The sequence below is a fragment of the Bradyrhizobium sp. ISRA442 genome (assembly GCF_038085055.1).
Taxonomy (GTDB): domain Bacteria; phylum Pseudomonadota; class Alphaproteobacteria; order Rhizobiales; family Xanthobacteraceae; genus Bradyrhizobium.
Genome location: NZ_JALGCN010000019.1, coordinates 64866 through 85439, shown reverse-complemented (window position 1 = coordinate 85439; position 20574 = coordinate 64866). Strand labels below are relative to the sequence as shown.

At 63.2% G+C, this 20574-nt stretch carries 16 protein-coding genes; 3 read left to right on the top strand and 13 right to left on the bottom strand.

Translation table 11 applies throughout. The features are described 5' to 3' along the window. Positions 1 to 109: 109 nt before the first annotated feature. Positions 110 to 790, bottom strand: a complete 681-nt coding sequence (locus MTR72_RS30350; protein ID WP_280966687.1) for a TetR/AcrR family transcriptional regulator — start codon at positions 788 to 790, stop codon at positions 110 to 112. Positions 791 to 1049: 259 nt separating this feature from the next. Between MTR72_RS30350 and MTR72_RS30345 the strand changes: the two genes are divergently transcribed. Beyond that, the gene (locus MTR72_RS30345; protein ID WP_280966688.1) at positions 1050 to 2033 is read left to right on the top strand and encodes a phosphatase PAP2 family protein; all 984 of its coding nucleotides are present in this window, start codon (positions 1050 to 1052) and stop codon (positions 2031 to 2033) included. A 111-nt stretch (positions 2034 to 2144) separates the two neighbouring features. Here the strand turns inward: MTR72_RS30345 and MTR72_RS30340 are convergent, their stop codons facing one another. After that, on the bottom strand, positions 2145 to 2309 hold the full coding sequence (locus tag MTR72_RS30340) for a Flp family type IVb pilin (RefSeq protein WP_280966689.1): 165 nt from the start codon (positions 2307 to 2309) through the stop codon (positions 2145 to 2147). A gap of 293 nt (positions 2310 to 2602) precedes the next feature. Between MTR72_RS30340 and MTR72_RS30335 the strand changes: the two genes are divergently transcribed. Then, positions 2603 to 4093, top strand: a complete 1491-nt coding sequence (locus MTR72_RS30335) for a hypothetical protein (protein WP_280966690.1) — start codon at positions 2603 to 2605, stop codon at positions 4091 to 4093. Between the two features lie 233 nt (positions 4094 to 4326). Here MTR72_RS30335 and MTR72_RS30330 read toward each other — a convergent pair whose 3' ends face one another. Beyond that, a complete protein-coding gene (locus MTR72_RS30330) occupies positions 4327 to 4797 on the bottom strand; it encodes a hypothetical protein (protein WP_280966691.1) in 471 nt (156 codons plus the stop codon). Positions 4798 to 5053: 256 nt separating this feature from the next. Beyond that, entirely contained in the window at positions 5054 to 6787 is a 1734-nt protein-coding gene (locus MTR72_RS30325; RefSeq protein WP_280966692.1) for a winged helix-turn-helix domain-containing tetratricopeptide repeat protein, read from the bottom strand. On the opposite strand from MTR72_RS30325, the gene MTR72_RS30320 reads away from it, so the two are divergent. After that, positions 6786 to 7829 carry a methyltransferase gene (locus MTR72_RS30320; RefSeq protein WP_280966693.1) on the top strand — a complete coding sequence of 348 codons (1044 nt, stop codon included), beginning with the start codon at positions 6786 to 6788 and terminating at the stop codon, positions 7827 to 7829. The genes MTR72_RS30325 and MTR72_RS30320 overlap by 2 nt on opposite strands. Positions 7830 to 7907: 78 nt before the next feature. On the opposite strand, the gene MTR72_RS30315 is transcribed toward MTR72_RS30320, so the two are convergent. The 9 genes from MTR72_RS30315 to MTR72_RS30275 all read right to left on the bottom strand — a co-directional run bounded on the left by MTR72_RS30315 (position 7908) and on the right by MTR72_RS30275 (position 20522). Beyond that, positions 7908 to 8921 (bottom strand): MBL fold metallo-hydrolase, encoded by a 1014-nt coding sequence (locus MTR72_RS30315; protein ID WP_280966694.1) that lies wholly within the window; start codon positions 8919 to 8921, stop codon positions 7908 to 7910. Between the two features lie 350 nt (positions 8922 to 9271). Beyond that, on the bottom strand, positions 9272 to 10183 hold the full coding sequence (locus MTR72_RS30310; protein WP_280966695.1) for an SDR family NAD(P)-dependent oxidoreductase: 912 nt from the start codon (positions 10181 to 10183) through the stop codon (positions 9272 to 9274). A gap of 364 nt (positions 10184 to 10547) precedes the next feature. Continuing rightward, positions 10548 to 11768, bottom strand: coding sequence for an ABC transporter substrate-binding protein (locus MTR72_RS30305; protein WP_280966696.1), 1221 nt, complete (start codon positions 11766 to 11768; stop codon positions 10548 to 10550). 182 nt (positions 11769 to 11950) lie between these two features. Further along, positions 11951 to 13873: an ATP-dependent zinc metalloprotease FtsH gene (gene ftsH / locus MTR72_RS30300; protein WP_279372971.1), complete on the bottom strand. Its 1923-nt coding sequence runs from the start codon at positions 13871 to 13873 to the stop codon at positions 11951 to 11953. Between the two features lie 267 nt (positions 13874 to 14140). Next, positions 14141 to 15217: a tRNA lysidine(34) synthetase TilS gene (tilS, locus tag MTR72_RS30295; protein WP_341511654.1), complete on the bottom strand. Its 1077-nt coding sequence runs from the start codon at positions 15215 to 15217 to the stop codon at positions 14141 to 14143. 84 nt (positions 15218 to 15301) lie between these two features. Continuing rightward, the gene (gene ybgF / locus MTR72_RS30290; protein WP_280966698.1) at positions 15302 to 16318 is read right to left on the bottom strand and encodes a tol-pal system protein YbgF; all 1017 of its coding nucleotides are present in this window, start codon (positions 16316 to 16318) and stop codon (positions 15302 to 15304) included. A 187-nt stretch (positions 16319 to 16505) separates the two neighbouring features. Further along, positions 16506 to 16994: a peptidoglycan-associated lipoprotein Pal gene (gene pal, locus MTR72_RS30285; RefSeq protein ID WP_279372974.1), complete on the bottom strand. Its 489-nt coding sequence runs from the start codon at positions 16992 to 16994 to the stop codon at positions 16506 to 16508. Positions 16995 to 17250: 256 nt separating this feature from the next. Beyond that, on the bottom strand, positions 17251 to 18012 hold the full coding sequence (locus MTR72_RS30280; RefSeq protein WP_280966699.1) for an N-acyl amino acid synthase FeeM domain-containing protein: 762 nt from the start codon (positions 18010 to 18012) through the stop codon (positions 17251 to 17253). Between the two features lie 170 nt (positions 18013 to 18182). Further along, positions 18183 to 20522 carry a putative bifunctional diguanylate cyclase/phosphodiesterase gene (locus MTR72_RS30275; protein WP_280966700.1) on the bottom strand — a complete coding sequence of 780 codons (2340 nt, stop codon included), beginning with the start codon at positions 20520 to 20522 and terminating at the stop codon, positions 18183 to 18185. Positions 20523 to 20574: the final 52 nt, after the last annotated feature.

The window sequence follows — 20574 nt, the reverse complement described above, 5'->3', positions numbered from 1 at the left end:
CTGCTGGCGTGAGGCCTTGAGCGTGCTGCCGCTTTTCGAAAAGTAGCGCCTAAACAATGACTTAAGCGCAACGAGGTCTCATCCCGCTTCGATCACGCGTTGGCCTTGGTCAAGCCCCCACCAGCGCCTTCGTGGTCGGCAGCAGCGTCTGCTGCACCACGAGGCCGCGGGCGCGGGCGTCCATCACGCCGACCGCGCGCAGCGCGAGCAGCGTGACGGTCTGCACCGCGTCGCGCAGCTTTGCGGGATCTTCGAGATTGTCGGGGGCGAGCGGCCCGACCAGGGCCTCATGCAGCGCGCCGAGCAGCGCGGTCGCGGCAAGCGCGGTGTCCTGCGCCGGCAGATGACCGGCGCGCACGGCGGCTTCGATCCGGGCGGCGATCTCGCCCGCGATCTCGCGCCGGCTGGCTAGCCGGGAGGCGCTGACATCGACGTCGACCGGCTCGGCCAGGATGCCCCAGGCCAGCCGGCGCTGGGACAGGGTATGGACGGCAACCGTGGTGACGGCCGCCGCCAGCGCCGACGACGGGCCCGGCGCGGCGTCGGCTGCCCGGCGGATCGCGGCGAGCTCGTCGCGGGAGACCTCGGCGATCAATTCGGAGATCAGGTCGGCCTTGGAGGGGAAGTAGCGATAGACGGTGCCGGCCGCGACACTGGCCCGGACCGCGACCGGCGCGATCTGCACCGCCGCCATCCCGCCTTCCGCCGCCGCCTCGCGCGCCGCCGCGAGAATGGCGCTGCGCCGGGCCGCTAGGCGCTTAACCACTTGATGCGTCCGCCGATAAACCATGGCGCGCTTCCTGTCCCACCCACGCCGGCCGCACGCCCTGCGCCCGAACGCTTCGTCACCGATTTTCGCTGCAAATCGCCCCCAAGAACTGAACAACTATTCAGAGCGAATGACAAGAACCAAATGCGTGCCCCCGCAATCCACGCAAGACGGCCTGTACGACGAAAATGCAGCGGATCTCTTGGCGAAGGGCTAACCACGATTCTTACCGTCATCTTAAAGCGCGTTCGCGACTGTACGGCGTCAAATCTGGTGCAGCATGGTCGATACGGACGCCCGGACCGCCTGGCAGCTCTTCCACGTGAACTGGCTTCCCATCGCAGCCATGGGCAGCCTGCTCGCGCTCGGCCTGGCCTTCACCGGACTTCGGCTCGAGCCGATCGCCTTCGGCGTGACATTGGCGATCGCGGCCGTGCTGCTTGCGGTCGCCTATCGTCATCGCATGACGAAGGGCGAGCTCGCCGATCCGAAGCTGGTGTTTTCGATCGGCACGATCGGGCAAGTGATCCTCACCTGCGCCATCGTGGGACCGCTCAGCTACGTCGCGGCCAAGATGGGCTGGCCGCTGCAGGACCATGCGCTGCTTGCGATCGATCGCGCGCTTGGCATGGATCCCGAACCGATCGCACGCTATGTCAACGATCATCCCTGGCTCGCCGACGGCCTGTCGCGCTGCTACGGACTGATCAAATGGCCGCTGCTCGGCATTCCCGTCGTGCTGGCGCTGACCGCGCGCTATGTGCGCCTGCAACTGTTCGTGCTCGCCATGAATCTTGCGCTCGCGATCACCATCGCGATCTCGGCCGTCGTGCCGGCGATCGGCACCTATTACGGACTGCAATTGGCGGCCGCCCACTTCCCTGACGTCAACACGGCGATCTATGCCGGTCAGTTGCACGACATGCTGGCCTTGCGCGACGGAAGCCTGCGCGAGCTCGAACTGTTCAAGCTCTCCGGTATTGTCTCGTTCCCGAGCTTTCACGCCGCATCGGCCGTGCTCTACATGTGGGCGCTGTGGCCGGTGCGCGGCATCGGCGGCATTGCAGCCGCGCTCAACCTGCTGATGATCGCCGCCACGCCGGTGATCGGCGCGCACTACATGATCGACGTCTTCGGCGGCATTGCGCTCGCCGCAGCGTCGATTCTAGCCGCGAAACTCTATCTCGAACGGTTCGGCCGCTCACCGCAGGCTTCCGCACCGTCTGCTGCATCGCCGGTCTGGCGGCCCAGCCTCGCGGAATAGTGCGGCCATAGGTCGGCCCATTGCCGGCGGCCGCGGCATATCGAACGCGTCGACCAAAAGAAAAGAGCCCCGTCCAGGACGAGGCTCTTTCGATTTCCAGTTCGTCTGGCCTTACTTGAGGCTGGACGAGATCGCGCCGAACTTGGTGTTCAACGTGGTGCCAAGCTGATTGACGACGGTGATGATCGCCAGCGCGATGCCGGCAGCGATCAGGCCGTATTCAATGGCGGTGGCGCCGGATTCATCCTTCACGAAGCGCGCAACGAGGTTCTTCATAGACTGCTCCAAAGAGTACACAAGGCTACAACTAGTCTGGTCTCTCGGCTTCCCAGCGCCGTCCGACCATGGAACCGACTGTAAATGCAAAGAATTGCGCCGCAGTTAATTCGACCGCGTAAACACAGGGCGGTTTGCGTGTATTCGCCGATGGTAAATCGAAATTGAAAACGATCGGTTAAATCGTCGACGACGCGAGCGGGGTGCGCCGATTTACCCGAAGTTATGACCGCCATGGTCCAATGCCTTGCGCCCGGCCAACCGGACAAGAACACGCAGGACGACGAGGCGGCATGTCCCTCTCCTTCACCAACAGCATCGCGGTGCAGAGCCGCGCGCGAGCGCTGCTGCCGCTGAGCGTCGGCGCCGGCGCCTACCTCTTCTTCCTCTACGTCGGCAACACGCTGCTCCAGGATTCCGACTCGTTCTGGCAGATCAAGATCGGGCAATGGATCCTCGATCATCAGGCGCTGCCCTATACCGATTTCTATTCCTTCACGCGCCCTGGCGCGCCCTGGATCTCGACATCGTGGCTGTCGCAGGTGCTTTTCGCGCTGTCCTACGCGCACTGGGAATGGGCCGGCCCCGTGATCATCACCACGCTTGCGGTGGCATTGTCGGCTGCGATCTTCGTGTATCTGCTCGATGCGCATCTCGAGATCCCGCGCGCGGTACTGTTCGCGATGCTGGCGGTCGTGCTGTCGCTGCATCACATTCTGGCGCGGCCACACATCCTGGCACTGCCCGTCATGATCGCCTGGGCCGGCATGCTGATGACGGCGGCCGATCGCAAGGGCACACCATCCTGGTATTGGCTGCCGCTGATGTCGCTGTGGTCCAACCTGCATGGCGGCTTCGTGCTGGGCCTCGCGCTGATCGGCCCGATGGCGCTGGAGGCGATCTGGACGCTCGATTCCGGCAAGCAGGTGCGGCTGTTGCTGCGGTGGTTCCTGTTCGGCGTCGCCGCGCTGGCCGCGGCTTGCGTCACGCCCTATGGCTGGCGCACGCTGCTCGGCGCGACGAATATCCTCGATCTCGGCGAGCTGCTGTCGATCATCTCGGAATGGATGCCGCCGAACTTCGCTTCGTTCGGCACGTTCGAAGGCGCCGTACTGGGCCTCATCGGGCTCGGTCTGTTCTGTGGGCTCACGCTCTCCCTGCCGCGCATTCTATTGATCCTGCTGCTGACCTGGATGGCGCTGACCCATGTCAGGAACATCGAGGCCTTTGCCTTCCTGGTGCCACTGGTGCTGGCCAAGCCGCTCGGTGAGCAGTCGCCGCGGTCCCGGCCGGATTCACTGATTGGTGAGACCCGGCCGGCCCGCTACGTGACCGTAACAGGCGCGCTGATGATCGTGGGCGCAGCCTGGACCTCGACCTCGATCTACATGTCGCATCATCGCTTCAACTTCACCATGAGGCAGACGCCGGTCGCCGCGGTCGACCTGCTGGAGCAGCGCAAGGCGCAGCGCATCTTCAACGCCTATCAGTTCGGCGGCTATTTGATCTCGCGCGACATCCCGGTGTTCGTCGACGGGCGCGCCGAGCTCTATGGCGAGCGTTTCGTGATGGACTTCTTCAAGGCGGTGGAGGTCAAGAAGCTCGACAACCTGACCCGGCTGCTCGACGAGTACAAGATCGACGCCACGCTGTTGGTCGCGGACGCGCCGGCGGCCCAGGTGCTGGATCACATCAAGGGCTGGAAGCGGCTCTATGCGGACGACATCGCCGTGATCCATGTGCGCGACAACGGGGAAGCCGCGACCGCGACGTCGTCGAAGTGAGGACGTAGCTCCGGGGTACGCACACGTAAAATGAGATGCCCGCTTCAAAAGCGTGAAGCAGACTCGACCAAGGCACTCCGGCTGTGTCGCCGGTTGGCCCTGAGCCGACGTGCAGCGAAAGCCCGGCATATCTGCTATCAAAGACGAAGCGACCAAGTACTTATCAGTAGCCCCAGACTTCCGCTTCCGCCGCTCAGCGGGCCACGAACACAGATTGTTCGACTTCGAAGCCCTCAGATTTCGCAGCCGGTTGAATTCAAAGCCTTACGTAAGCCACCAAACGCCTTGAGCCGACAGGGTTCGCTATCGCTGGCGGCCTTTGAAGGCTGGACAATCGCGGTTCGCTTGACAACGGTTGCCTTCGGCTTCGACTTGGGGCCTGCAGCGGTAGTGACCTTCTTCGGATTGTGCCGATGACGGGCGATCGGGCTCGGAGGCTCCGAAGAACCGATACTGGCGTCTTCCGGCGGAGCAATGCGTTGGTCGACCGAAGCAAGCTGTGCTGGCCTCTCGCTGCTCACAGCGACGACTTCAAGGCGATCAGCCTTTGCCAATACGCCATGTGAATCGGAAATGCCGGCGTCTGGCTCAGCAAGGGGCTGGACGATCGCGACTGCGCTGCGCTGTGGAGTTCTGAACTCCATTGCCGACAGCACGCCTACACACAACGGGATAAGCAGGCCCAACAACACCATTCTCAGCATGATGCGCCTCTAACCTGAGTTAGTGCCGCTTAAAATTCTCCGCTCCAATGAGGCAACTTGTCGGCGGCTAGCTACCCACGCACGGATCATTTGCCGACAGGGTTAACGTCGGCGATGCCTCCCAAACGTACCGAGACTGCGCGCTGCCCATGTCGGTTTTTCGGGAGTAGACCGGATCTGGTTCAGGTCATGGCAGGAGGTCCGTTAGCGCCCCACAGCCGACGAGCTGAACTCTCGCCGCGAGAATAACAGTTGTCTAGCTTTGGGTGAACGGTAAGGCCACTTTCGACATTTCTGCAACGCCCGCTTTGCGAAGCCCGGCCAGCAACCGATCGAGACAAGCTGCGTCGAAAACGATGTAATCCCGCCGCACCTGCGCGATTGAAAAATCTGGCCGGTGTCTTCGCGTCTCGCGACTCTCCTGCTCCGCGCCTGTGTGGTCGCCGAGATGGCCGAGTGCCGACGTGATGATCATGTGCGGCGCCCACGTGTCGAATGAGTGGATGGATTCACGGGCGAGTTCAACCGCTTTAGCATCATTGCCTAGATAGAGATAACCGACGGCGAGGACGTTGAGGTACTGACGTGCGCTCGGCGCGAATGGACTCAACCGGAGCGCCCGTTCGGCCTGTCGAATACCTTCGTCGCAGCGGCCAGATTGGATCAGGAGCCGGCCAAGGATCGCATAGGCGTGCGCAAAGCTCGGATTGAGTGCGATCGCTCGCTTCGCCGCATCGATCGCGGATTCTGGTTGGCGACTGAAAGTCAGGCCCCAGGCCAACGCCAGATGCGATAGAGCGTCCCGGTCGTCGAGCAAGACGGCGCGGCGGGCACGGTTGAGAATGTCTTTCGGGTCATGTATCGCGTAGCAGAAGAAAAGATCCTCCGCCTGACTCCACGCGATTGCGGCGTGTGCGGGCGCGAAACTGGGGTGGAGCGCGAGCGAACGTTCGAGCAGCCGGCGCGCCTCGGCATTGCCGTCCCGCGTGCGTTGCGCGATCAACGCCATACCGCGATGGAACAGCTCCCAAGCGCCGAGGTTTTCCGGCGGCGTGGCCTTGGTCCGGTCGTATTCGGCGCGGCCCAGTTCCGGCTCGATCTGTCCGGCGATTTCCCGAGCTATCTCGTCTTGGATAGCAAAGATATCGTCGAGCTTGCGGTCGAACCGCTCGGCCCAGACGTGATTGCCGGTACTACAGTCGAGGAGTTGGGCAGAAATCCGGACGCGTCCGGCATCCCTGCGGACACTGCCTTCGACGACATAGCGTACGCCGAGCGTCGCCGCGATCTCGCGTACGTCAGGGAGCTCGCGCTTGTAACGGAGCGTCGCATTGCGCGCGATCACGAAAAATTGCCGGATGCGGCTGAGCGCCGTGATGAGGTCCTCCGTGATCCCGTCGATGAAGAAGTCCTGTTCGGCGTCGTCCGACATGTTGGTGAACGGTAGGACCGCTATCGACGGCCGATCCGGGAGTGCCATTGTTGTGGCTGAGGGGTCGGACGACCTCTCAACAGGCAAGGAATCGGTGACAGCAGGGCCCTTCTCCACCTCGCCAACGAACCGAACCCCCTTTCGCGCGACGGTGCGGATCAGTCGTTGTTGGTCGCCGTCGTCGCCGATAGCACGGCGCGCTGCATTGATGCGGCTGATCAACGTCGATTCAGAGACGAGGCGGCCGTTCCAGACGGCCTCCAGTAGATCGTCCTTGGTGACGACTCGGTGACGGTTCTCGATCAGATAGACCAGGAGGTCGAATACCTGCGGCTGCACCGGCACAGAGCTTTCGCCGTGCCGAAGCTCGCGCCGGTCGGTATCCAACACACACTTCTCGAAGTGGAGGCGCACGCTATCGCTCTCCGGCAGGCGGCTCCGGGCCGCTGTGAGCATATCAATGGAAAGAGCATGAAAAATCAATGCGGCTTCAAGGCCAATCTCCCGCTCCGAAACTAATCTGGCTGCGCTCCATACCTCATCGGGAGACCCCACCATGAACCAGCAAATCCAGTCGAAGGACTACAACGCGACGGTATCTGTAACGCCGGACGCTATCATGCAGCTCGGCTTCGCCTTTTGGGGTTCAAAGACGCTGCTGAGCGCAGTCGAACTCGGGCTGTTCACTTTGCTCGCCGACGGGCCGCTCAGCGCGGACGCCTTGACAACCCGGCTGAAGCTTCATCCACGCAGCGTACGCGATTTCCTCGATGCGCTGGTGTCGCTCGGACAGCTCGAACGTAACGATGGCCTCTACTCCAACACGCCGGCCGGCGCGCAATTTCTCGATCGACGCAAACCAACCTATGTCGGCGGAATCCTCGAAATGGCGAACGCGCGGCTCTATCCATTCTGGAGTGCGTTGACCGATGCGTTGCGTACCGGGGAACCGCAGAACGAGGCGAAGCAGGGCCGCGACCTGTTCGATGAGATATACCGCAACCCAGCGATCCTCTCAGACTTCCTCAAGGCGATGACGGGATTGAGCCTCGGCGCCGCGCACGCCATTGCAGAGAAATTTCCTTGGGCTGACTACAAGAGCTTCGCCGACATCGGCACCGCAGAGGGCGGCCTTGCAGTCGAGCTTGCTCGGGCACATCCCCATCTCTCTGGCATAGGCTTCGATCTGCCGGTGGTGAGGCCGCATTTCGACGCCTACGCGGCGCAGCACGGTCTCTCGGCTCGGCTTTCGTTCCACGCCGGTGACTTCTTCGCAGAGGCGATGCCCGCTGCGGATGTGCTGATCATGGGGCATATCCTGCACGACTGGAGCCTCGAGAAAAAACGGACGCTGATCCGCAAAGCCTACGATGCCCTGCCGTTCGGTGGTGCGCTGATCGTCTACGATCCGATCATCGACGATGACCGTCGGCGCAATGCCTTTGGATTACTGATGAGCCTGAACATGCTGATTGAGACCCGCGAGGGCTTTGACTTCACAGGCGCAGAGTGCGTGGATTGGTTCAAGGAGGCAGGCTTTACAGAGATACGCGTCGAACCGCTGGGCGGCCCAGACTCGATGGTGACTGGCGTCAAGTGAGAGAGACTTGCGGCGGCTTATGCTGCGACTGCTCACGGCAGCTCATGGCCCCGAAGGCGACATGCCGCCTTCACCGCGTTACACCACCATCAGGTCCTTGCCGACAATGATCTCGCCCTTGAAGTACTTCGCCACTGGGGCACGCCAGGTCTCATCGTCGATGCTGTCGCTGGCCGGAGTAAGGTGCGATAGCACGAGTGTTTTGACACCTGCGTCCTGGGCAATGCGGCCGACATCTTCGGAGGGTGTGTGGTCCGCCTTCATATGCGCCATGAATGCGTCGAACGTCACCGGCCAACCCTGAGCAATCCGTGCCCTTATGGCTGTCTCGACGGCTGGCACGTACATAATTTCGTGAACCAGTACGTCGGCGCCTTTCGCCATTTTCGCCACGGCTTCGAGTGGTGCTGTGTCGCCGGAAAATGCAATCGAGCGGTCCTTGAAGTCGAAGCGATAGCCCAGCGCTGGCTTCACTGGCGGGTGCTCTACAAGGATGGCCGACACCTTGACGTTGTCATCCTGCGTTACCGGACCAGCGGCGGAGACCTCCTGGACGTTGACTGACGTCAGCGGCTTCATCCGAAAATCCTCAGCCCAAAAATCGACGGTTTGCTTATAGGCGCGCATGAAATCCTCGGTCATTTGCTTCAGCGGTGGCGGACCAAAAGCGCGCACGTCGAGCGGCAATCCCTGTATCCAGCCGACGATCAGCAGCGGACCGTATTCAATGTTATGATCGGGGTGATGGTGCGTGATGAAGATCGATTTCAGCGCGTGAAAGGGAATCCCAGTGCGGGCAAACTGGTTGGTAACACCCATCCCGCAATCGAGCTCATAGGCCGCGCCGTTGCTCAGCATCACGTGTGAAGTCATTTCTCGCGAGCGGCCCGGCACTGGACCAGCGGCGGTGCCGAGTAGCACCAGCTTAGTGCCCTTATCCTTCAGGGCGGCTTGCGCTTGTTGCGGGGACCAGTGGGCCCCGTTGGCTTGCGCGGTGCCTGGCTGGACTGTGGCGGCGAGCGCCGGCGCGGCCAAAAGGCCGGTCAGGAGGCTGCGACGTGAGAGGGCGGACAGCGATGGTGTGTCTTGCATGGCCTTGTCCTCCCGGTTCCCAATGTCCATGGTCCGCTGTCGCCTAATGTAGCTGAAGGGGCATGCTATCGACTGTTCGATGACCGCACAATTGTTTGACGCCCGCTCTTGGCACTGCAGTCATTTCTCGTGCGTACACAACTAGGTCGTTTTCAGGTCAAAACGGACATCGGACGGCGGGCAGGACTGGCTGGCTCAGTCGAGAATGACCATTAGCTGACCTTCAGCAGGTCTGCTTTTCGGCGGCCAGTGTAGCTCCGCCGCGGCGCGGCCGCTGATGACTTGCGCAGAAGTTCATAGAGTAACGCTGTCTGCCACAGTCGAACGTCGCCATGGCGTAACCTCGTTCCTCAAGACTTCGCTGTTGCGGGCATCTGACCGGGCTCGAATGGACCCGGCTCGAAGAAGCCCTCGATCGATTCGACCTTTGCGTAGTTCTCGGCGATGCTCTCGGGTGTCAGATGTGGATCGTAGAAGCCAGGTCCCATGACGATAGCGATACGTTGGATTACTCCAGCTTCCACGTTGTAGATCCTGTTCGTCTCCGAACAACTATCGCTCGCGAGCCAGACGATCGCTGGCGCAACAGCCGCAACCGGCATTGTGGCTTCGCTCTGCTTCAGCCAAGCGGGATCCGCAACCGCTGCTGGGTGCATCCTCGTGTACCCGGCTGGCGAAATGGTGTTCACGAGAATCCCATGCTCAGCACCTTCAATTGCAAGAATGCGCATCAATCCAACTACTGCGCACTTGGCCGCAGCGTAGGTGGCTTGGCCACGTAACCCAAACAGGCCGCTGACTGACGTCGTGAAGATGATCTTCCCGTGGCGCTGTGCGGCCATATACGGCCAGGCAGCCTTCACCGTGTTAACCGGCCCGCCGAGGTGCACCCGCCAATAGTGATCGAAATCGTCAAGGGTGGCGGCCTCGAATAGCTGGCTTCTGCAGATACCAGCGTTGTTCACGAGGAGGTCTATTCTCCCGAAATGCTCGATGGTCGTCGCGATCAGGTCACTGCCACCTTCAGGGGTGGAAACGTTGCTGTCATTCGCGATTGCCTCGCCTCCACGGGATCGAATGAAATCGGCCACCTGTTCCGCGATCGTGGAATCCTTCCCGAACCCCGATACGTCGGTCCCCAGGTCATTCACAACCACCCGGGCGCCGCGCTCGGCGAGAAGTTCGACGTATGCCCGCCCAAGCCCGCGACCTGCGCCAGTCACAACCGCGACCTTTCCCTCCAACGAAATTCGTTCTGTCATCTCGCTATCCTCCTTCCGGCAAGATTGAATGCGTCTGCGCGCAACCGTGACACCAACTGCCGGGGCGCTATGTCCCTTTGGCAAAGCCAGATTCACGTCCCCCGCAATCGACAATGCGTCCGTTTTCGGGAAGTTCGCTGATGTCCGCTTATGGCCCTGGACACGCGAGGGCGAGTTGACCTGCTTCGCTCCTGGGGCCGCAGCGGACGTGACATGCGTTCGCGGGCCGATCGGACTTATGAGTACACGCCCGAGCGCGTCGAACTGAGTTCAGGCTGTCTAGTTCAACGTCCCAATGAGAGAGTAAGGCGATCCGAGTTCCGGGCGTACACTGATTCAACCAAAGCCGATCCCGCATTGGCCATCAATTCCCGGTCTGCAATTCGCCGAAGCGCTCCCAGCTCCTGCCGTTGAAGCGCATGAACTGCATCTGGTCGACGGGGACGTGATCGGTCGGACTGGTGTTGACCTTGATGCCGGGCAGGAGCATCGGCAGTTCGAGGTCATGGATCGCGAACGCCTGCTTCAGGATGTTCTCGGTCGACAGATCGTCGCCGCAGGCTTTCAACACCGCCTCGAGCGCCATCGCGCTGTTGTAGGAGTTGACATAGTTGGTGTCGTGCTGGTCGGCCTCCGGCACGTACCTGGTCATGAATTCGCGCCAACCTTTGACGCCCGGATCGTCCTTCCAGGCGGGATCGTCGGGATCCTTCACATAGGCGGTCGATAGAATGCCGGTGCCGGCTTCCAGTCCCGCAGGCTCCATGACGGTTGAGACCCATACCGCGACATTGGACAGGAACGTCATCGGCCGCCAGCCGATCTCGAAGGATTTGCGGATCGCTTGCGCTGCGAATTTTGGCGTCGCCGCGATCACGAACACGTCCGCGCCTGACGCCTTCAGCTTCACGATCTGGGAATCGATGGTCGGGTCCTGGATCTCGTAAGTGGCGCTGGTGACGATGGCGTCGTATTTCTCGCCGAGCACGTCCTTGAGACCGGCGAGATAGTCGCGGCCGTAGTCGTCGTTCTGCGAGATCACCGCGAATTTCGCGTTGGGATTCTTGGCCAGCGCATAGCGCGCATAGAGGCGCGCCTCGTAGCGGAACGGCGCCTGCACGCCCATCGTCGCCTGCGGATATTGGCTGACGTCGGCGAATTTCGAGGCCCCGGAGCCGATGAAGAGCTGCGGCACGTTCTTGGCCTGGAGATACTTCGCGATCGCCGTGTTGTGGGCGGTGCCGATCGAGGAGAAGATCAAGGCGACCTCATCGCTCTCCACCAGCTTGCGCGTCTGCTCGACCGATTTCGGCGGCGCGTAGCTGTCGTCCAGCGAGATGAGATTGACCTTGCGGCCGTTGATGCCGCCCTTCTCGTTCAGCATCTTGAAATAGCCGACCTCGCCCTTGCCGAGCGCACCGAACGCCGAGACCGGCCCGCTATAGGGCATGGTCTGGCCTATCCTGATTTCGGTTGGGGTGACGCCGCGCATTTCGGCGGCGATCGACGGGGTCGTCCATGTCGGAAATGAAAATGTCAGGAACGAAACGGCGCCAAGCGCGCCCCATGCCGTCGCAAAGCGCATCGGCTTCCCCTCCCCTTTGTCTGGCGCGGTCGGGCCGCACCTTATTGGAGAGAAGCATGCCATGACGGCCGCTCGGGCGCCATTGCCAATTCCGCGCGCCGCAAGCCGACAGGACGCACCGCGAGACAACAAAAAACGCGGCGTTGCCGCCGCGTTTTTCCATTTGCTCTGGCCGTTCGCGGTTACGCCTGCGGCTGCGGCTCCAGGCCGGGATCCGGATCGGGCCGCGGGCGCGACTTGCCGGCCGGCGGCACGGCGGAAGCGCGCGGCGTGGTCGGCTCGAGCACGGACTCACGATTCGGCTTCTTGCCCTTGAGGAGGTCGACGATCTCCTCGCCGGTCAGCGTCTCGAACTCGAGCAAGCCCTTGGCGAGCGTCTCGAGGTCGGCATGCTTCTCGGTGAGGATGCGGGTGGCTTCCTTGTAGCCTTCCTCGACCAGGCGCTTGATTTCGGAGTCGATCTTCTGGACGGTGGCTTCAGAAGCGTTCTGCGTCCGCGACACCGACATGCCCAGGAAGACCTCGTCCTGGTTCTCGCCATAGGAGACCGTGCCGAGCTCTTCCGACAGGCCCCAGCGCGTCACCATCATGCGGGCAAGGCGCGTCGCCTGCTCGATGTCGGAGGCTGCACCCGAGGTCACCTTCTCGCGGCCGAAGATCAGCTCTTCGGCGACACGGCCGCCCATCATGATAGCGAGGCGCGAGGTCATCTGCTCCAGCGACATCGAGAGCTTGTCGCGCTCGGGTAGCTGCATGACCATGCCGAGCGCGCGGCCGCGCGGAATGATGGTCGCCTTGTGGATCGGATCGGTCGCCGGCACGTTCAGGCCGACGATGGCGTGGCCGCCTTCGTGATAGGCCGTGAGCAGCTTCTCTTCCTCGGTCATGACGAGCGACTTGCGCTCGGCGCCCATCATCACCTTGTCCTTGGCCTCTTCGAACTCGGCCTGCGTCACCATCCGCTTGTTGCGGCGGGCGGCGGTCAGCGCCGCCTCGTTGACGAGGTTCATCAGGTCGGCGCCGGAGAAGCCGGGCGTGCCGCGCGCGATGGTCTTGAGGTTGATATCGGGCGCGAGCGGCACCTTGCGCACATGAACCTTCAGGATCTGCTCGCGGCCGACGACGTCCGGATTGGGCACCACGACCTGGCGGTCGAAGCGGCCCGGACGCAGCAGCGCGGGATCGAGCACGTCGGGGCGGTTGGTCGCGGCGATCAGGATCACGCCTTCGTTCGCCTCGAAGCCGTCCATCTCGACCAGCAACTGGTTCAGCGTCTGCTCGCGCTCGTCATTGCCGCCGCCGAGACCGGCGCCGCGGTGACGACCGACGGCGTCGATTTCGTCGATGAAGATGATGCAGGGCGCGTTCTTCTTCGCCTGCTCGAACATGTCACGGACGCGGGATGCGCCGACGCCGACGAACATCTCGACGAAGTCGGAGCCTGAAATGGTGAAGAACGGCACGTTGGCTTCACCCGCGACCGCGCGCGCGATCAGCGTCTTGCCGGTGCCGGGAGGGCCGACCAGCAGGACGCCGCGCGGAATCCGGCCGCCGAGCCGCTGGAATTTGCCGGGGTCACGCAGGAATTCGACGATCTCCTGCAGGTCCTGCTTGGCCTCGTCGACGCCGGCGACGTCCTCGAAGGTGACGCGGCCATGCGCCTCGGTGAGCATCTTGGCGCGCGACTTGCCAAAGCCCATCGCCTTGCCGGCGCCGCCCTGCATCTGCCGCGACAGGAAGATCCACACGCCGATCAGGGCGATGAACGGCAGCCAGGAGACCAGCAGCGAGACGAACCACGGCACGTTGTCGCCCGGCGGCTTCGCCGTGATCTGGACCTTGCTGTCATAGAGGCGCTTGACCAGCGTCGGATCGTTCGGCGCATAGGTCTGGAAGCTCGAGCCGTTGGTGAAGGTGCCGTGAATCTCGGGGCCCTGGATCACGACGTCGCGCACATTGCCCCGGTCGACTTCGGTCAGGAGCTGCGAGAAGGCGATGTCCTGTGAGGCCGCGCGCTGGCCCGGATTCTGGAAGAGCGTGAACAACGCCAACAGCAGCAAAACAATGATGACCCAGAGGGCGAAATTGCGCAGATTGGCGTTCATCGATCTTCCTTCGTGGTCGCGCGGATCGCGGCCCTGATCCTTCGGGAGTTACTTGGCCCAGCTACTTTGGGCAATACGAGGAAATCCCCAAGGAATCCTCTCGGTTAGATGCATACAATTTAGGTGCCGCCCCGGTCGCTGCCAAGGGAACGAGATGGGACTATTTATCCCATCTTAGCCCGATTCCTGCTGAAATAATGGCACCAGATCGGGGGTTTTTCCTGCCTGGTTAAGGTGCGCTGACGATGGTGGCTCGATCGACCGGTGTCATGATCCGCCCGTTGATGCGTTCTTTGGGCGCCGGGCGGGTGCCGGCACGATGTGGATTCGTCCCCAGGCAAGGCTGATCAGGGCTCCCGCAAGCGTCTGCTTCAGGAGCGGTCGGCCGTTGGCGCGTGCATGGGCAGCCCCCGCGATCGATTGATCAAGCGCGGCCATGAGGGTTTCGACCTTGCCGAGTTCCGCCGGCCCCTCATGCCCGAGCGCGTTGATGGCGCGCAGCAAGAGCCGCAGCCGGACCTCCTCCGGCAGCGCGGCGAAGGCTGACGCCTCGAAGCTTTGCGCGGCCGGGTCATGCGGCGCAACGCCGCGATCCCGTAACTTGAGGAAACGCTCGGCACCATCGGTCAACACCTCCACTGCAGCATTGGCCCGGGCCAGCCGCGCTGCGAGCCGCGCCAGACCTCGGGCATCGCCGCCTTCGGCCGCGAGCTGCGGGAGAAGTGCGCGCAGCCGCGGACGTGTGAAGGTGGTGTCGCGATTGGTGGGATCGTCCGCGAAACTAATCTTGGCCCGCTTCAGTGTCGCGACGAGCCGCGACTTCGGAACGTCGAGCAGCGGGCGCGCCAGGATGATTCCGTCGCGCTCGGTGACGCGCCCCATCGCAGACAGTCCGGCGATTCCGCTCCCGCGCAACAGGCGCATGAGAAGCGTCTCCGCCTGATCATCGCGGGTGTGCGCAGTCAGCACATGGCTTGCGCCGGCCGCACGCGCGGCCCGCGCAAGCAGGCGATAGCGAGCTTCGCGCGCGGCGGCGGGCAGACCCGTCTTCGGTTTCGGGCCGGTCCAGCGCATGGTCCGGTGCGTCAATGCAAGCGCCGTCGCCAGCCGCTTGACCTCGCGCGCCTCGCGCGCCGCCTCCGGCCGCAAACCGTGATCGACAGTGACGGCGACGAGGCGCGGGCCGTGCGCGAGGCTGCGTTGCCAGCGCGCCGCAAGCCACATCAGCGCGACCGAATCCGGCCCGCCCGAAACCGCGAGCACGAGCGCGGGCGCGTTCTTCAGATCGGCGAAGAGCAGCTTCGCCGCACGGGCCGAGATCGGCAAATTGTCGTCGTCTGACATGACGCTGCCCAGCAATCGTCGGCGGATGGCCAGAGACTGTCTAGCGCAGCACCATCCGCCTTGTCAGCGCTTCAACGCCGCACGTCAGCACTTCACCCGCTTCTGTTCGCGGTCGACGGCGGCTTTGACGCCGGCGGAGGCGCGCGGATATTTGCGACCGACCTCGCCGAAGGCGGCGCAGGCGGCCTCCTTCTCCTTCAGCGCGGCAAGCGACTGACCGAGCCGCAACAGCGCATCCGGGGCTTTGCCGGACTTTTCGTATTTGGTGGTGACGGCGAGGAAAGATTCCGCCGCGTCGCGATATTGCTGACGCTGGAAATAGCTCTCGCCAAGCCAATACTGGGCATCCCCGAGCAGTGGGTCGCTCGGATATTTCTGCGCAAAATTCTTCATGGTCTGCTCGGCGAGCGCGTAGTCCTTGCGCTGCATGTAGCCTATGCCGAGGTCGAACTCGTCGCGCGGCGACTGTGAGGGCGGCTGCGTGGTGAGGCCGCCGCCGGCCGGTGCCGGATAGCCCTGCTGCGCCGGGGCCGAATAGCCCTGCTGCGGGTAGCGGCCGCCGGTGTTGGCGAGGTCGAGAGGCTCGCCCGCGCCGCGGCCGCCGGGCGCGCCGACTGGAGCCGTCGCCATCGGCTGCTGGCCGCCGCCGAGCGCGCGCGGCGCGCCCGGGGCATTCGGGTTCTGGTTCGGGTCAAATGCATCGCCGCGGCGGCGGACGCCGGGTGCTCCCGGGGGCGGCGCCTCCTGAACGATCGGAGCGGGCGCCGCGCCCTGCGGCTCATAAGCGGGCTGGGCAGCCTGCTGCTGGCGATAGACCGGCGCGGACTGAGCGGGCGGCACGGCCGCCACGCTGGGCTGGGCCGGCGCATGTCCGGGCGCGCCTTGCGCACCGCCCTCGAGCTGCCGGATGCGCTCTTCGAGCTGGCGGTTGCGATATTGCAGTTCCTCGTTCTGGCCGGTGAGCTGGCGAAGCTGGTTTTCCAGCCGCTCGATCCGCATCTCGGGGTCGGCATCCTCCGACTGCGCGAGGACGGGCGAGCACAAAGAGAGCAGCGCGGCGATCGCCACGGTGCCGGTAATGACCTGAAATCTGGATGACATCTTGCCCTGACGACGAAAGCGACGTGGCGCGCGGCGGATCACTCGCCGCGCCACACATTGAGAGAGGGAGTACGCCAAAACTGTGACTGCTACCAAGGGGTTTCTATGCGCCCCGTGAAACGAAACCGGCGCCCGAGGGGGCGCCGGCATAATCCATGTCGGAAGCTGAACAGCGCGTGACTGACCGTCAGGAGCTCGCGTTCAGCACGGTGACGGCGCGGCGGTTCTGCGACCAGCACGAGATGTCGTTACAGACCGCGACCGGCCGCTCCTTGCCGTAGGAGATGGTGCGCATGCGGTTCGGATCGATGCCGCGAGAGGCCAGGAACGAGCGCACCGACTGGGCGCGGCGGGCGCCGAGCGCGATGTTATACTCGCGGGTGCCGCGCTCGTCGGCATGACCTTCGATGGTGAAGGTGTAGCGCGGATAGGTCTGCAGCCACTGCGCCTGCTTCTCCAGCGTCACGATCGCCTGCGGGGTCAGATCGGTCTGGTCGCTTTCGAAGAACACGCGATCGCCCACGTTCACGACGAAATCCTGCTGGCTGCCGGGCGTCGCGGCGTTGGCCATCGCATCCGAAGCAAGGTTCTTGTTGGCGCAGGCGCCCATCGACAGCGCGACCGCAAGCACTGCAGCCAGCTTCAATCCCTGGAGGATACGCATAGGATGTTTCATTCCGGAGCCTCCACGCTCGCGTTTAGTCCACTGCTGTCCGGTCTACAGGGGGTTGGTTAAGCGAACGTTCCGTCAACCTTGATGGGACGTTGCTAAAGCCGGTCAAATGCCCCCAATCGGCGAAAAGCAACCGCGATGGTTAATGAGTTGTAAATGTGGCGCGAGGGTGAAGGCAAGGCGTCTCGGCCGGCAGAAGCGTCGGTTTTGCCGGGAGTCTGGCCCTTAAGCAACAGGCCGGGGAACCCCGGTGCCGTGCCTAGCGGGCGGAACCGACCCATGACGCTGCTGCGTCCGGGTTCCGAGAGGTGGCCAGCAGCACGGGCCGGGGCGCAGCCTGGCGCGAGCTGGAGCGCTCGAACAGCATGCGTCGTTCGAAGGCGCTGGAGCGCATGATGGGAAAGCGCGTCAAAATCCTTTCGCGCGTCCTCGGGAAATCCGATGCCATCAAGACCGCCTTCTTCGTAGGCCAGCCCGGAAACCCACGCGGTTCGGTCAGGGTCTCCGACAGGAAGACGCGGCGATAGAAGGCCTGGTGATCGACACGCACCATCGAAAGTCCGACGTCGGCGTTGAAATGTTCGCATGCCACGAAAGGCAGCCGCACAGTCAGATAAGGCAGTTCTGGGAAGCGCTGCTGCATTTCGGGATCGGCAACAAACCGGCACGGATCGACGAAAAGCTCGCCGCGATCGAGGCGAGGATGCAGGACATCGCCGAACACCTCGGTCGTGTAGGACATCCGCCATTCGGACGTCAGAACGTGAATGCGGACGGCGCTGCAGAGTTCGTCGTCAACATAGACCCCGAAATTCCAGACATTGGGCGCATCGTCGAAGCGGTCGGTCACGCGCTGCGATTCTGCCGGCAAGATCAGTCCAGCCCGCAGATAGGCCCGGTAGCGCATCAAGTAGAGGCGATCTCTGTCCTCCGGCGTCTCGATGAGCCGGTAGTCGATGCGGTCAAACAGTGCGGCTCCCCGCGGAAGGAGCGCCGTATGCGGTTCGGCTCCGGACTTCATCTCTTACCCCTACAACTCCAGGCAACTTCCGCGAGTGCGGGAACATTAATAGTTCCTTAATAGAATTGCAAAGGCTTCGAAGTGTTAGGGTTAACCTTTGCGGCTCCGTAGAATCGCGGAGAGAGCGCAGGCGAGAGCTCTGATGACGCTCCAGTCCTATCGGAGAAAGATCAGGCGATGGATCGCGATGAGACCAGGGCGATCTGATCCTCGGCAACACGGCGACCGTGCGAGGCGTTGAGCAATTGGCGGATCCGCACCGCCGGGATCGGTCGGCTGAACAGATAGCCCTGCCCTTCGCTCACCGTACCATCGGCGTTGATCAGCGCGAGTTGCTCGTTGGTCTCGATGCCCTCGACCACGACCGACATGCCGAGGTCGGCGGACAGTCGCGCCACGCCGCGCAGCAGCGTCAGCGGGCGGTCGGTGTCGATGCCCTCGAGGAAGGAGCGATCGATCTTCACTTTCTGCATCGGGAAGTTGTGCAGGTAGCTGAGGCTGGAATAGCCGGTGCCGAAATCGTCGAGCGAAATGCGCACGCCGAGCGCATGTAGCTGTGACAGGATGTCGTGGGTGAGCTGCGTATTGCGCAACAGCGAGGATTCGGTGATCTCGATCTCCAGGCGATGGGCCGGCAGGCCCGAGACCTCGAGCGCGTAGCGGATTTCACTCAGCACGTCGCGCTGGTGGAATTGCTGCGGCGAGAAGTTGACCGCGACGCTGACGCTTTCGGGCCACTTCATGCATTCCATGCAGGCCCGGCGCAGGATCCAGCGGCCAAGATCGACGATCAGGCCCATGTCCTCGGCGACGGGAATGATGTCGACCGGCGAAACCGTGCCTCGCACCGGATGATTCCAGCGCAGCAGCGCCTCGCAGGTGGTGATCCTGCCGGTCTTCAGATTGACCAGCGGCTGGTAGAACAGCTCGAACTCCTCGTTGGCGAGCGCCTTGCGCAGGTCGAGCTCGAGGATGCGGCGGGCTTCGACGGTCGCCGCCATCTCGTCGCGGAAGAAGCAGAAGGTGCCGCGGCCGTCGGCCTTGGCGCGATAGAGCGCCATGTCGGCGTTCTTGAGCAATGTGTCGGCGCTGACATCGCCTTCCGGCGAGGTCAGTGCGATGCCGACGCTGGCGCCGATCTCGACCAGGTGATTGTCGATGCGGTAGCGCTCGCTCAGCCGCTCGACGATGCGGCGGGCGAGCGCCGCGGCATCTTCGGCCGAGTGGATGTTCTGCTGGAAAACGACGAATTCGTCGCCGCCGAAGCGGGCGACGAAATCCTCGGGCCGCAGCATCTCGCGCAGACGGTTGGCGACCGCGCAGAGGAGCTGATCGCCGCAGGGATGGCCGAGCGTGTCGTTGACCTGCTTGAACTGGTCGAGGTCGACGAAGAGCAGCGCGGAGAGGCACTCGGCATTGTGCGCAATGGCCAGGAGCCGCTCGATCTCGTCGCGAAAGCTGACCCGGTTGGGCAGCGCCGTGAGTTCGTCATAGCGGGCGAGATGGCTGATCCTCGCCTCCGCGTTCTTGCGCTCGGTGATGTCCTCGAGCAGCACGACCGTGCCGCCATCCGCCATCGGCTGGAGCGTCCATGACAGCGTCCGCCCCCGCGCGAGATCGGGATCGTTGGTGACGATCTCTTTCATCCGCGCATCAGAGATCTCGTTGAGGATCAGGTTGCCGCTTTCCGCCGAGATCGAGGCAGAGTTCACACACGCCGTGATGATGTCGGCCACGCCGGCGCCGCTCTGCGCGAGGTCGCCGGACAGATCGGTCATTTCACCGAACCGATGATTCATCACCGCGAGCTGCCCGTCGGCGCGGAACATGCACAGACCGTGCGGCATGTTGTTCAATGCCGTGTCGAACTGGCTGGCAAGCGCCGCCTCGCGCTCGCGCGCCACCACCGCTCGCAGGAATATCCTGTGCAGATTGGCCGATAGCTGCACCACCGCTAGAAGAAAGGCGGCGGATATGACCGACATTGCAATGTAGTAAGGTGTGCCGTGCAGCGCCAACGCCACCACTGCTGGACCGAATATCAGCAGGGCTTGCAGACGAAATATCGTTTGCCGTCCGTAGGCCCTGCCCGCGCCGCCCGCGACGATTCCGGTGGTCACGGAAACAGCGATCATGTGGGCGACGGCGTCGCTGCTGCTCAACAGCGTGGTGGAGCACCACAGGCCGATTGCAGCAGCCTGGATCAGCGCCCCGACCTGATAGCGCCTCTGCCAGTACGCGGCCTGTTCGGCGGTAACGTTCGATTCGCGGGCTTGGTATCGATGTAGATCGAATGCCCGCACAGCTCCCGCCAGGATGAGGAGAGGGACGAATCCCCAGATCAAGGTCTGTCCCGTCTTCAGCGCGGTCAAGGTTGCAGCGAAGGCAGAGAAGACGATGCCGGTCAGCACCGTGCCAGGAGCCTCGTACAACGAATCGATCAGCGCTGCCGAGATGGTCGGCGAGGGCTGCCGCTGGTCCGGCTCTCCGCTCTGATCTGCAAGCTGCATCTGGCCCTGTACGCGCGTCCTGTTTGGAGCGCAGTTTTACTGAGCCGGAGTG